The sequence below is a fragment of the Nostoc sp. KVJ20 genome (assembly GCF_001712795.1).
Taxonomy (GTDB): Bacteria; Cyanobacteriota; Cyanobacteriia; order Cyanobacteriales; family Nostocaceae; genus Nostoc.
Genome location: NZ_KV757622.1, coordinates 141,527 through 153,842, shown reverse-complemented (window position 1 = coordinate 153,842; position 12,316 = coordinate 141,527). Strand labels below are relative to the sequence as shown.

Here is a 12,316-nt window from a genome sequence, read left to right as displayed (position 1 = left end):
GCATTGGGAATTGGGCATTGGGAATTGAGCATTAGTCATTGGACAAATGACAAATGACAAATGACAAATGACTAATTGACTTCTTACTTATTTTGTTGCCAAGCCAAAACTTTTTCTGTTTCTGCCAAGGCTGGACTGATACCAAACCAGCGTCCTAGAGGATCGCGATATTCAAACAGATACATGCTTCTTAGTAAGCTCTGATAGTCCGACTCCCCTTTAACTCTCTGCTGCTGCACTACTTCAAACAATAATTCCCACTGGGATTCATCAATAGCTAATAGCAGATCGTCGCGGTAGTCCTTAATTAAGGCTTCTAAGCAGTCCCTAGAAAAAGGTGGATCTTGTCGTTGCAGGCAGCTATAAAGTAAACCCAATAAGTTACGAATGTGACCACCACTGACGCGACATAGACGATCCAAGGTTTGGGAATGATCGAATAATTCTGTAATTAATAAAAGCCTGCTATTCAAAGGAACTTCTGGAAAAGCTCTTGCGAGAACTAACTGGCGCACTAGTGACATCCCTGGTTCGTAGTCACTGCCATCTCTTTGCCGCACCAATACCATTGGCAGTACTTTTGGTGCAATCCCTCCCCCCAGGCGATTTTTTAGTGTCTCGTACTCATTGGAGAAAATTAATGTTAGAGGAATGGTGTAAACTAGGTGGCATTTGAGTCGGCGTAACTGTTCGCCTCGGTCGATGAAGAGATATTCTGGTTGCGATCGCCCCGATGCTAAGGGACGCATATCTACTCGATCCAAATTATCTACAATCACTACCAGTCCTTTTTGACCCCGGAGCTTTAGCTGTTCAACAGCTTTTTCTAAAATTTCTTCGTTAATCGCCTGCAAAATACTATTGGTACGTGGTTCCAGATATTGCCTCAGTTGATTCCGCATCTGGGTGCTATCTTTGGTTTTGGCAGTAATTTTGGCAATACCCAAAGACAATTCTGCTTGCCCAGAAAGCTCTATGGGGCTTTGCAAAAAATCGCCTACTTCTTTAAACAAATTGGTAAAGTAACCGGGTTTGAGTTTGATGTTAATCGCTTCTAAACTGGCACTGACTTGACGGGCTACACTCAGCAGAATATCGCTGACATCAATATCCGCCATGTCTAAGTCTTGACTGGACTCAAAATAAACTACATGAAATCCCGCCACTTCTAGTTCTGTCTTGAGGCGCTGCAATTCCGTTGACTTACCGCAGCCAATGTGACCTGTAAATAACTGACAGGTTGGCTCATCAGGAGAAATCCGAATGATAGTCCGTTGCAATTCTTCGACGATCTTGCAACCACGGACATCAGCAAAATCTATGTAATACTGACGATCTAGCACGTTACTTGTATTTAGCGTGTAGCTTGGGTTACATGCTTTATAAAAACGTGACAAATTTAATGTCGTTTTCATGTATGTAGAGGTGTATGTAGACGTGTTTGTAGATGCAGTTTAATTCGTATTTTTTATACAAGTAATCTCTATCCAGAATGTAGACATACGATTAACTTGCAAGTTGGTAGTGTCTTGCAAGAGACAGCACTTGGTACAGAACTACTGTCAGTAGTATGGTAGAGATTTAATTGACCCTAATAATCTTAAGCATATCTGTCCTTTTTACACCTGATATTGAGATTTTGACAATCTCTAGCTTTTGTTTGAACTGCCACAAACTTTTAGGGCCGGGTGAATCAGTAAAAAAAGTTACTATATTGCATGGTTCTCAATTTGTATAGCTGACGAGAAGGACTGGTATGAATTATAGCAAGCTATACAGAGATTCAGGAATACTTGTTTATCATTTCACATTCTATTTGTCAAGAAAACAAAATCCTAAACATCTAAATTAATATTTTGTAATCTTTAGGAAAAAAATCTTCAACAATAACTTGTCAAAAAGACTACAGTCAGTTAAAAATGGACACCGGAAACTTTAATGGGAATAGTAACTAGCGCCATAATCTTTGTGTAGTTACTGTAAAGTGTTACTAAAAATAAAAAAAGTCTTGAGGAGAGCGGCTAACAGATGCCAACAGTGTTTACTGAAATTAATAATGATACAAATGCGTCAAGGAATTTAGATTGCAATCAAAAAGGGGTTTGAATGGCTGGCATAATATCAGTTTCCCGCACGGATCTAGCCCAGCGTCGTAAAAAATTACGTCGGCAGCGGCAGATGAAAATTATTCAGGCTATTTGGCGAACCTTTGCTATTACTGGTTTGGCGGGTGGATTACTGTGGATGGCAGTCCAACCAGTGTGGATGCTAAAAGCTCCCAAGCAAATAGTGATGAAATCAGGCAATAAATTACTGTCGGATGAAACAACTCAATCACTGTTGGTGTTATCTTACCCCCAGTCTTTGTGGCGGATTGAACCATCAGCGATCGCTAACTCTCTGAAGAAACAACCAACTATTGCCCAAGCGATCGTGAGACGCCGCCTCTTTCCTCCTGGATTGTTCATCGAAATTCAAGAACGAGTACCAGTAGCAGTGACTCAAACACGTGACAACAAAAAAGTAACTATTGGCTTACTAGATGCCAGTGGAGCCTGGATACCCTTAGAAAAATACACATCACTTAATCCCACTAGGAAATTACCAAATCTCAGAGTAATTGGTTCGCCAAAACAATACTGCCTCTATTGGACTCAAATTCATCAAGCTGTCAGTCAAAGTCCCGTAAAAGTAATGGAAGTTGATTGTCAAAATCCAACGAATTTAATTTTGAAAACAGAATTAGGAAATGTGCATCTCGGCGTTCCAGGCCCCCAGTTGTCTGAACAAATCAAGCTACTCGCCCAAATGCGGCATTTAACAGCAAAATTCAATTCTGGTCAAATAGAGTATATTGATCTGAAAAATCCCGAATTTCCCTTAGTACAAATGAACCAAAAAGATCAAAAATTAACTCCCAAGATCCCTAAAAATATCTAGGGTGTTTAATGTATTGATAGCTCCTAGTAAATTAAGAAGCTTTATGCTGATAAATATATTTATTATTTTCAGTTTTCCCGCAACCCTAACGAAAATTGGCATTAACTTCTAATTAACATGAGAAGATCAATCATATAATCTCCATTGCGAGTAAAAGACCCTCAATTATTACCCTAACATCTATATAGTAGGGTGCAAGATGCGGGACAATCTAATGATGATCTAGAGCATACAAAACACCTTCTGCCCATACGTTCCTCAACTAAACCCAGTGCGGAAAAGAGAAAAATGCTTGAGTTTTTCATTAAGATCAGACTCGCTTTTCAGAGTGCACAGATGAAAACGGTTTACACCGCTATCTAAGTGCAGAGCCAAAAGTGTTCTAGCTTGAGTCTATTGAGGACAATTCCAAAGACAGTTTACTGAGGTTGCGAACTGTAACAGAAAATGCCACCCAAAATTGCGTAAGCATTGCTGCTGGGCAATAAATTTGGACTATTCTGTACCGTAATTTTTATTAGGTGACGAAACCTCTTAGGAAATCTTGATTTATTGACTGTACTAGTGAGGGTTCTCGTAGGATAGACTATTGCTCCAACAAAGTGTCCATTAAGACCCCCCAAGCAACAAATTAATCAGGTATAGTCTGACAAGTAAATTCTTGCTTAGTTTAACTTAAGGATAAGTAAGTAGAAGGTAAATTTTGTGTCTAAAGTTGCAATTATCCCCAATGGTGAAACCTATTAACAATATTATTATTGAGGCAGAGAAGATACGCTGTAGTGTGTCTTTACAAGTTATGCCCTCCCCTGAGAATAGTGAAGAGATTAATGTCTGGTTGAAGTTATACAGGTCACTTTTTGATAAATATAGGTATACTTCTCTAGAATTGGCTGTGCGATCGGCTGCCCTAAAAGCTTATCCCATAGCAAATTTTCGCACCGCCAATTCTGTTAGGCTTGGCAGTAGTGAAAATAATAAAGAACAGTGCCATAGTATTGTGGCACTGTCAAACTAAAGTTGACTCTTAGGTGAATAACACCTGAAAAAGTCGTTTATCTACCCTTTCACAAATCCAATGACACTTGATAATAACCAAGGACTTAACTATAAAAATTCCCAATCTACGGGACAGCCGGGGTTCTCTCTGGCAGTTAACTCGACCAATCCCTTTAATAACTCTGGGCTGAACTTCGGACAAAATCACGATAATAAGAAGATTTCTGCGGAAAATAGCCGAATAGGTGAGATTGTCCCTGGTCGAGTGGCCAACATCAAAGTGATTGGTGTCGGTGGTGGTGGTGGCAATGCTGTTAACCGCATGATCGAGTCTGATGTCTCTGGGGTAGAGTTTTGGTCAATCAACACTGATGCTCAAGCTTTAACTCTGGCAGGCGCTCCCAGTCGATTGCAAATTGGACAAAAGCTAACGCGGGGTTTAGGAGCAGGTGGTAATCCTGCCATCGGTCAAAAGGCAGCTGAGGAATCACGGGACGAAATTGCTACAGCATTGGAGGGTGCAGACTTAGTATTTATTACTGCTGGTATGGGTGGTGGTACTGGGACGGGTGCAGCCCCAATCGTGGCTGAAGTAGCTAAAGAAATGGGCGCTCTAACTGTTGGTGTTGTCACACGTCCATTTGTCTTTGAGGGTCGCCGCCGCACCAGCCAAGCAGAACAAGGTATTGAAGGACTGAAAAGTAGAGTAGATACACTGATCATTATCCCCAACAACAAACTGCTGGAAGTGATCCCTGAACAAACACCTGTACAAGAAGCTTTTCGTTATGCAGATGATGTGCTGCGTCAAGGGGTACAAGGTATTTCTGATATCATCACGATCCCCGGTTTAGTAAACGTTGACTTTGCTGATGTTCGGGCTGTGATGGCAGATGCGGGATCGGCATTGATGGGAATTGGCGTTAGCTCTGGAAAATCTAGAGCTAGAGAAGCTGCGATCGCAGCTATTTCTTCACCGTTACTAGAATGTTCTATTGAAGGCGCAAGAGGGGTAGTATTTAATATTACTGGTGGTACTGACCTCACCTTGCATGAAGTGAATGCTGCCGCAGAAGCAATCTACGAAGTAGTTGATCCCAACGCCAATATTATTTTTGGAGCTGTAATTGATGACAGACTCCAAGGTGAGGTGAGAATTACTGTAATTGCCACTGGGTTTACAGGTGAAGTGCAAGCTGCGGTACAACAAAGCGTGGCTAACGTTCGAGTAGCACCGAATGCCTCGAAGCGACCAACAACACAACAACCCGCAGTTAATCCCCCAACCTCAACTCCAAATTCAAATCCAAATCCAGCTCCAACTCCAATTCCAGAACCAAAAGAAAAAATTGGATTGGATATACCTGATTTCCTGAAAAACCGACGTACACCAAGGAATTAAAAGATTTTGGATTTGAGATTTTAGATTAACTGAGCACTCTCAGGTCAGGCTGAACGCTGTATAAAATCTGCTACTTCCACCAGGGTTTTACCAAGGGCAGGGGTAAGCAATCTTTTGCCATCCCCAATTTTGCCAATTGGTAAAAAACTTGTCAACGCTACTTTATAGAATGAACTTGGGCAGGAGTCTGCTGGCTCACATGGTCAGCTATGCTTCTGGAACAAAAAATCAGGAAGACCTGCCCAAATAGGAATACCTAGGCATAGCCAGTCGTGGACATTGCTACATCTACTCATCGCGATCCATTAAACTTAATATTCGGTATAAGTAATATACTTACTCAAGGCAAGTTGCTTAGAGAACTCACTCACGCAAGTGTCCAAAGGAAGTCTGTTCAATCGATTGAATTACCTGATGACCAAGGAGAGTGCCATCTAGTCGGTCAATCTCGCGAATTCCGGTGGGACTAGTGACGTTAACTTCAGTCAGATAGCCACCGATAATGTCAATACCCACAAAGATTAAGCCGTCTTGACGTAAGCGTTCGGCTAATTGGGTACAGATTTCATACTCTCTTGGGGTAATTTCAGTTTGAGCGACTGTACCACCAGTTGCCATATTATTACGAAAATCAGTTCCACTAGAGAGGCGATTGAGCGCACCAATCGGTTCGCCATTGAGCAGGATGATTCGCTTATCTCCCTCTTTTGCCTCTGGTAAATAGGTTTGTACCATTACTGGCACTCGACCTTGGAGGGTACTGAGTTCGACAATGGAGTTAAAATTGCGATCGCCTGATTGCAAAAATAAAATTCCTTCTCCAGCTTTGTTTCCCAGTGGTTTGAGAACTGCTGCCCCCTTTGCTTTGACAAATTCTCGGATAAACTCCTTATCAGCACTGACAATGGTTTCTGGAATCGCTTTGGTAAACTGGAGGGCATACATTTTTTCATTTGCCCCTCGGATGCCTCTCGGACTGTTAATTAACAGGGTTTTATTTTGGTCAATGTAATCGAGAATATAGGTGGCATACAGGTAGGAATCATTGACTGGTGGATCTGTCCGCATAAATACGGCGTCCATTGTCTCTAAAGAAGTTAATGAGGAATCGCTCAACTCATACCAAGGATTCACCGCTACCCAGCGTCTCTCCACCAACTGCACTGGTACAACTTCAACTCGCTGTAGAAAAGCCCAAGCTTTGCCCTCCACCACACTCAGCAAATTTGCTTGAGTCACCCAGACTTCGTGTCCCAGGATTTGCGCTGCTTCAATTAAGGCAACACTGGTATCATGACACGGGTCAAGCAAATGGATAGGATCAATGATAAAAGCCAGTTTCACCCTTTATACCTCAATCACCAAGAAATTAAATGGTTATTCAACTATTATCTCTTGATGCTCTCACCAATTGACGTATATCTGTACTGTTCAGTAAAACCTGGAGAGTAAAATCTTGTAGACATATTCGCTTTTGTGGGGAAAAGCTCTTAGACAAGAGATAGCGCGTTGTTTGTTTTAAAGTTGTAGCGACTGCCGTGTAATTTGCAGCGGCCTGTCGCTAGCGCACTTATGAATCTAAACGCTATTGCTAGAAGTTAGTAGCTCATCCAGCTTGCCTTGACTATCTAAAGCATGGATATCATCACAACCACCAACATGCTCATCATTAATGAAAATTTGCGGTAAAGAGCGGCGTCCATTCGCCCTTTGAGCCATTTTACTTCTGGCTGCTTCATCTCCATCAATACTGTATTCGATAAATTCAACACCCTTGTTTTTCAGCAAACTTTTGGCACGGATACAAAACGGGCAAGTTCTCCAAGTGTAAATTTCTACTTTTGCAGCCATAAAGTCCTCAAATTTATTTCATGCTTCTTAATTTTAGAACTTTGCCACTGACTGTAGCTGCTTTATCCCGTTTTGACCTGATCTTTAAAAGTTGCTAACTGGGTTTACGATGCTTGATGAAGGTGAGTTCACTAGAACCCCTATCATTCAAAAATCCCACCGATTATAGCTGTGGGAGTATTAAAAAAATTATTAATTATGATGTTTTAGTATCTATTTAATAAGTAAATTTTATAATTTTAGGAGACACACCTGAATCCGACAAGGGATACATTTAGTGTCTCCTAGTAAAGCTTCTAGGCGACTGTCATTGAAGCTGATACTAAAGGCTTTTTCTTCGCTATTCTCAGCGCACCCACAGCAAATAGACCAAGGGCAACGACTGTAGTAGGCTCAGGAACCTTTTTAGGTGGTGGTGGTGGGGGTGTGTAGTAAGGGGCTTGTCCTTTGAGTTTACTGCTTCCGTTACGATTGTTTCCAGAACCGACACTCATTAGGCGGACTCCAAAGTTTTCCTGAGAAAACTGAGCCAATGTTAAAGCTTGTGAAGTATGGGATAGGGTAAAGATGGTAGATTGAATATCGCCTTTTCCTTGACCTATACCTTCTTGACCAATTTCTACACCAGCATCAAAGGAGCCGCCACCACCATTCAGATTGTTACTACCACTACCGACAGAGGTAACTGAACCAGCAGGGCCAAATTGTTTGTTTGTTACATCTGTACCTACTACTTGAAGACCTTTAAGGAGTGAGTTATCTAAAATGTTGAAGAAAATACCGCGTATATCAGCAATTTTGTTGCTGCCAGTGGATAAATAATCTACTTTAAACTGAACTTTGCCAGACCCCGCTATTGAGTCATCTAAGGTAAACTTCACCTGAGTATCCGAACCTGTGAAGTCGTTGATAGTGAAATTCATCGAAGCGGCATTAGCAGGGGCAAAAGCAGAAGACGATATCACAACGGCAGTAGCAGCCAAAAACGCAGGTATTGTTGCGGTGGAAAATAGATGTTTCATGTTAATCAATGTTTGGAAAAGAAAATGGTAAGACTCAGTTGCTAATGATGGGAATTTGCTGCTTTCTATCCATGTAAAATCAGATGCACCCAGTGAAAAGTCTTTTACTACTCTAGATATTCAATTAGAAGTTGTCTATGATACCAGCCTTAGTTCAAAAAGACTTTATTTTTGGCTTCATATAAGAAAAAACCCAGTATTGCTACTGGGTTGTATTAACATTAAATATTGATCAAATTCTACTAGTATTTACCCACAGTCAACGGCATATTCAATCAGCTGGGCAAGACGGTGACGTAGGGTTTCTAATCCCAAGCGCTGACTCGCAGAAATAAATACCGCGAGGGGAAATTCTTCTCTAGCTAGGGCTAGTGTCTCACTATTGGCTTGATCGATCTTGTTAAAAATCACTAGCGCCGGGCCAGGAGTTATTGGCATTTGTGCCAAAATTTCTCTGACTGAGCGAATATGACGCAACCAAGCTGGGTGAGACAAATCTACCAAATGTAGTAAGGCATCGGCTTCTGTGACTTCCTCCAAGGTGGCGCGGAAGGCATCCATTAACGATGCAGGCAGTTCGTGTATAAACCCTACTGTATCTGTAATCAGAATTTCCTGATGTTCATTGGTTTCGCCATAAGGAATCGCCAGACGGCGGGTGGTAGGATCGAGAGTGGCAAATAACTGGTCGGCTGTATAAACTTCTGCATTAGTAAGAGCATTCAGCAAAGTGGACTTACCCGCGTTGGTATATCCAACCAAAGCCACTGAAGGAACTTCCCGATGCTGCCGTCGCTGCCGTAACCGCGAACGATGGGCCTGCAACTGGTTCACTTCTTTTTGTAGTCGAGAAATTCGTTGCCCGATCGCACGGCGTTCAGTTTCTAATTTTGTTTCACCAGGGCCACGAGTCCCAATACCACCACCTAATCGGGACATGGTGCGACCTCTACCAGCCAGTCGCGGTTGCATGTATTCTAACTGTGCTAGTTCTACTTGCAACTTACCGGCACGAGATTGAGCGCGTTGGGCAAAGATATCTAAAATTACTTCGGTGCGGTCAACCACCCGGATACCAATTTGCATTTCTAAGTTGCGGACTTGGGAGGGTGAGAGGTCGCGGTCAAAGACAACGAGATTAACCCCTAGTGTTTGGGCAGTTAGGGCAATTTCTTGCACCTTACCTTCGCCAACTACGGTCTGGGGATGAACACGCGATCGCTTTTGTTGTATTGTCTGTAATACATCTCCCCCAGCAGTATCAACTAAACGTGCCAATTCTAATAGGGTGTCTTGGAATTGTAGGGGAGTCATCTCACTGGTCATTAGCCCCACAATCAGCACGCGATCGTGGTCAGCATCTACTTCCTGGGCGATAAATTCACGCTGGAATTCCGCTTCCAGATTTTCTACTAAGTCTACTAAATCCTGGTCTGCCAGATCATCCAAATCCAAAGGTGGCGATATATTCCAACTTGGGGATTGGATTTGTTTAGAGTGGGCGAAGCCGAATTGGCTTTCCTCTACTTTGACAGCAGCAGGACTAGGAATCAGGGTGCGAGAGTCTTGGGGTGTCAGATGAGCTAGATAAGCTTCTTTCACATACCCAGTTGCACCGCCTCCCCGCCGTGTAAATCCCGTTCCGGTAATATTTAGGACAACTAGGGCATCTAAGCGTTGTAGTGCCATAGCCGTGAGCGCCGCTTCATTGGGCGGTTCTGGCTTGAGATGTGTGGCAATGCAACGAATACCACTGAGTCGTTCTGCACCGTAACGGGGCAATTCCATCGGTGGTATTTGCGTTTGACGCGGTGTGCCTACCCCGACGCGAATCACTTGTCCGCGACGGTTGATGTAGGCGCACACAGGCTGATTGACTTCTGTGCTAATTGCTGCCAGACGTTGGGAAAACTCAGGCGTGGTGATGCGATCGCCTGGTATGCGCTGGTGGTACAGCCGCTGTAGTTGCTTCAGCTGGCTGGACTTCAGACCTTGGAGATTTCCAAAAATAGTTTCTATAGGCGTTTATGACCAGTAAAATGGCCCCCCGAATCCTTATATGTCTATTTTACAACAGGGTTTAGGCTCCTATCTCTCTCTTTTGAGGGATGCGTTATGAATTAGTTCACGGTGGGTATTTATTTGAAGCTATTTTGGTGGTAGTAACTCACAAATCGAGCAATGGTAAAAACACGCGCCGCCTCAGAACAAAATTTAAGGATCTATTTCACCAGTTTGTTGAAGTGCAAAATTGATAATAGTTTCACTTAGCCTTATTCCACGAGCAATCATTATTAAATTAGTATCAGAAGATATGCAAGATGGTTGAATTATCGAAAATGTCTTACAGATTGTGAACCCATTTTTAACTCTATATTGATAAGCTTTGCTTAAGCATTTACAACAAAGTATAATCATTTGCTGGAAATAAACAAACTATTGTTACTAAGGCTTCTATTTTTATAACCAATGGATAAGCTGTAGTTACTTCCTACACGAAATTGGTAACGTAGCTGCTGCAAAAATACTCAAATTATTCTTGAATTTCAGCTTGTAGTATTAAGATTTACCCAAAAAGTGATGAATTTGAAGTTGCAGCTTTTCTCGTAATTGTTGCGCTTGTTGATAGGCTACTGCACGTACTTTGTTTGAGTTGTTGTCCGATCCTGCTGGTTCTAAAGGCTGAATAAAGTAACGCAGACGAGTTCTCGTTGCCCAAATTCCCATTGAGGGAAACAGGAGTAAGACTAGCATCAAAGGTGAAAAAGGCAAGAATGGTAATTTGACTAGTCGTTGCAATTTGGTGAAATTAACAGCCCAAGGATGTAAAGATTCACTACCGATGCAAACTACTGGAAGAATGGGAATATGATAGCGATCGCTCAACTGAATAAAACTCATATCAAACTTTTCTAGTTGATAGCGTCTTCTCCAACCTTTCAAAGGCCCGCGGATACCTTCGGGTGCATATAAGAGTATTTTGCCTTGAGCCATCGCTGACTCAAAATTATCTAATTCGGCTCGCACACCACCTAAAACCTGTGACCATTTAGGTGGTAGCCACCAAATCACCCAAGGATGCTCAAATAATGCTGGACTTGCTACGGGTTGTACTACCCATCCTCTGGTTTCACTTAATAAATAACCCAAGGTCAAAAAGTCCCAAGGAAAACACATCCCCGCGTGATTCATTGCCACAATCAATGGCCCTGTTGGTGGCAAGTTTTCAACTTGTTGCAATTCTCCCCGAAAATATGATTTAACGATGGGGCCAAGAACTTCTTCGCGAAAAGCTTGTTGATATTTGGGATCAAATTCACCAACTTCTTTTCGGGGTAAACGACAACCCAGACGCAACCAGCGACTCAGTAGCGCCAGATAAAATCCGCCAGGAATTAAAAATAATCCATATTCTAGCCAATTCCAACCATCTGGATCGGTGTGATAATGCTGCCAATGACGGTTGAATAAAATTAGCCAACCTGGAGGATACCAAAGACAAAACCAATCAAACCAGTTAAATACATAACCTTCACCTGGTAAATTTTCCAGTTGAGTGTTTAGGAGTTTTTCGGAATGTTGATTAATCAAAACGGTTAAAAATCAGGCAAAATTTTTATTAAAAGTGGATTATAGCTATATAATTTTGCCATTGGCATCTTACTATAGAAGTAAAATTAACTACAGACTTGGAAACCAATTTCAGATTTGGTTGCCAAAATGATCAACTGAAAAATTTATCGAACAGAATAAAGGCGTCAGTCGTCAGAATGGGCTAAACCTTAGCTATCCGCTAACAGCAATGTTTTCTGTATGACTGGCGGTGCTTCGCAGCCTTAGCGAATCCACGGTAGCTAGCGTTAGCGAGTCTTGTCTACGACACGCTACGCGAACGAGCGTCGCGTCTGAATCCCCGACTGATTGATTCTGACTCCTGAAGATGCCTATAAAACAAGCGTTTCAAGATTGTAAAGAAAGATGTGACTAATGGATAGCCTAAAAGGAGAGAGGAACGAAAGTGAGGTCAAAATTGTACTTTACTGGATCAAGAACCGCTATAGATAGATACCTTATATAGGACTCATATAGGAATCCGCTTTGA

Annotated in this window: 11 protein-coding genes; 5 read left to right on the top strand and 6 right to left on the bottom strand. The window is 42.1% G+C overall.

The annotated features are described in order from the left end of the window. Nucleotides 1–83: 83 nt before the first annotated feature. Nucleotides 84–1,415 carry a P-loop NTPase fold protein gene (locus A4S05_RS16815; protein ID WP_069070942.1) on the bottom strand — a complete coding sequence of 444 codons (1,332 nt, stop codon included), beginning with the start codon at nt 1,413–1,415 and terminating at the stop codon, nt 84–86. A 691-nt stretch (nt 1,416–2,106) separates the two neighbouring features. On the opposite strand from A4S05_RS16815, the gene A4S05_RS16810 reads away from it, so the two are divergent. The 3 genes from A4S05_RS16810 to ftsZ all read left to right on the top strand — a co-directional run bounded on the left by A4S05_RS16810 (nt 2,107) and on the right by ftsZ (nt 5,341). Further along, a complete protein-coding gene (locus tag A4S05_RS16810) occupies nt 2,107–2,940 on the top strand; it encodes a cell division protein FtsQ/DivIB (protein ID WP_069070941.1) in 834 nt (277 codons plus the stop codon). A gap of 730 nt (nt 2,941–3,670) precedes the next feature. Next, nucleotides 3,671–3,958, top strand: a complete 288-nt coding sequence (locus A4S05_RS16805) for a hypothetical protein (RefSeq protein ID WP_256091007.1) — start codon at nt 3,671–3,673, stop codon at nt 3,956–3,958. Between the two features lie 60 nt (nt 3,959–4,018). Continuing rightward, a complete protein-coding gene (ftsZ, locus tag A4S05_RS16800) occupies nt 4,019–5,341 on the top strand; it encodes a cell division protein FtsZ (RefSeq protein ID WP_069070940.1) in 1,323 nt (440 codons plus the stop codon). Nucleotides 5,342–5,704: 363 nt separating this feature from the next. Here the strand turns inward: ftsZ and gshB are convergent, their stop codons facing one another. The 3 genes from gshB to A4S05_RS16785 form a co-directional block, all read right to left on the bottom strand. After that, nucleotides 5,705–6,685: a glutathione synthase gene (gene gshB / locus A4S05_RS16795; RefSeq protein WP_069070939.1), complete on the bottom strand. Its 981-nt coding sequence runs from the start codon at nt 6,683–6,685 to the stop codon at nt 5,705–5,707. 234 nt (nt 6,686–6,919) lie between these two features. Next, on the bottom strand, nt 6,920–7,192 hold the full coding sequence (grxC, locus tag A4S05_RS16790) for a glutaredoxin 3 (protein WP_069070938.1): 273 nt from the start codon (nt 7,190–7,192) through the stop codon (nt 6,920–6,922). 296 nt (nt 7,193–7,488) lie between these two features. Beyond that, entirely contained in the window at nt 7,489–8,115 is a 627-nt protein-coding gene (locus tag A4S05_RS16785) for a PEP-CTERM sorting domain-containing protein (RefSeq protein ID WP_370684456.1), read from the bottom strand. Here A4S05_RS16785 and A4S05_RS44230 point away from each other — a divergent pair. Beyond that, nucleotides 8,090–8,245, top strand: a complete 156-nt coding sequence (locus tag A4S05_RS44230; RefSeq protein ID WP_370684455.1) for a VENN motif pre-toxin domain-containing protein — start codon at nt 8,090–8,092, stop codon at nt 8,243–8,245. The genes A4S05_RS16785 and A4S05_RS44230 overlap by 26 nt on opposite strands. Before the next feature lie 218 nt (nt 8,246–8,463). Here A4S05_RS44230 and hflX read toward each other — a convergent pair whose 3' ends face one another. Next, a complete protein-coding gene (hflX, locus tag A4S05_RS16780; protein ID WP_256091005.1) occupies nt 8,464–10,080 on the bottom strand; it encodes a GTPase HflX in 1,617 nt (538 codons plus the stop codon). Nucleotides 10,081–10,087: 7 nt separating this feature from the next. On the opposite strand from hflX, the gene A4S05_RS43355 reads away from it, so the two are divergent. Next, complete coding sequence (locus tag A4S05_RS43355; protein WP_238846311.1) at nt 10,088–10,252, top strand: hypothetical protein; 165 nt, start codon at nt 10,088–10,090, stop codon at nt 10,250–10,252. A gap of 521 nt (nt 10,253–10,773) precedes the next feature. Here A4S05_RS43355 and A4S05_RS16775 read toward each other — a convergent pair. Next, a complete protein-coding gene (locus A4S05_RS16775) occupies nt 10,774–11,805 on the bottom strand; it encodes a 1-acyl-sn-glycerol-3-phosphate acyltransferase (protein ID WP_069070935.1) in 1,032 nt (343 codons plus the stop codon). Nucleotides 11,806–12,316 lie beyond the last annotated feature (511 nt).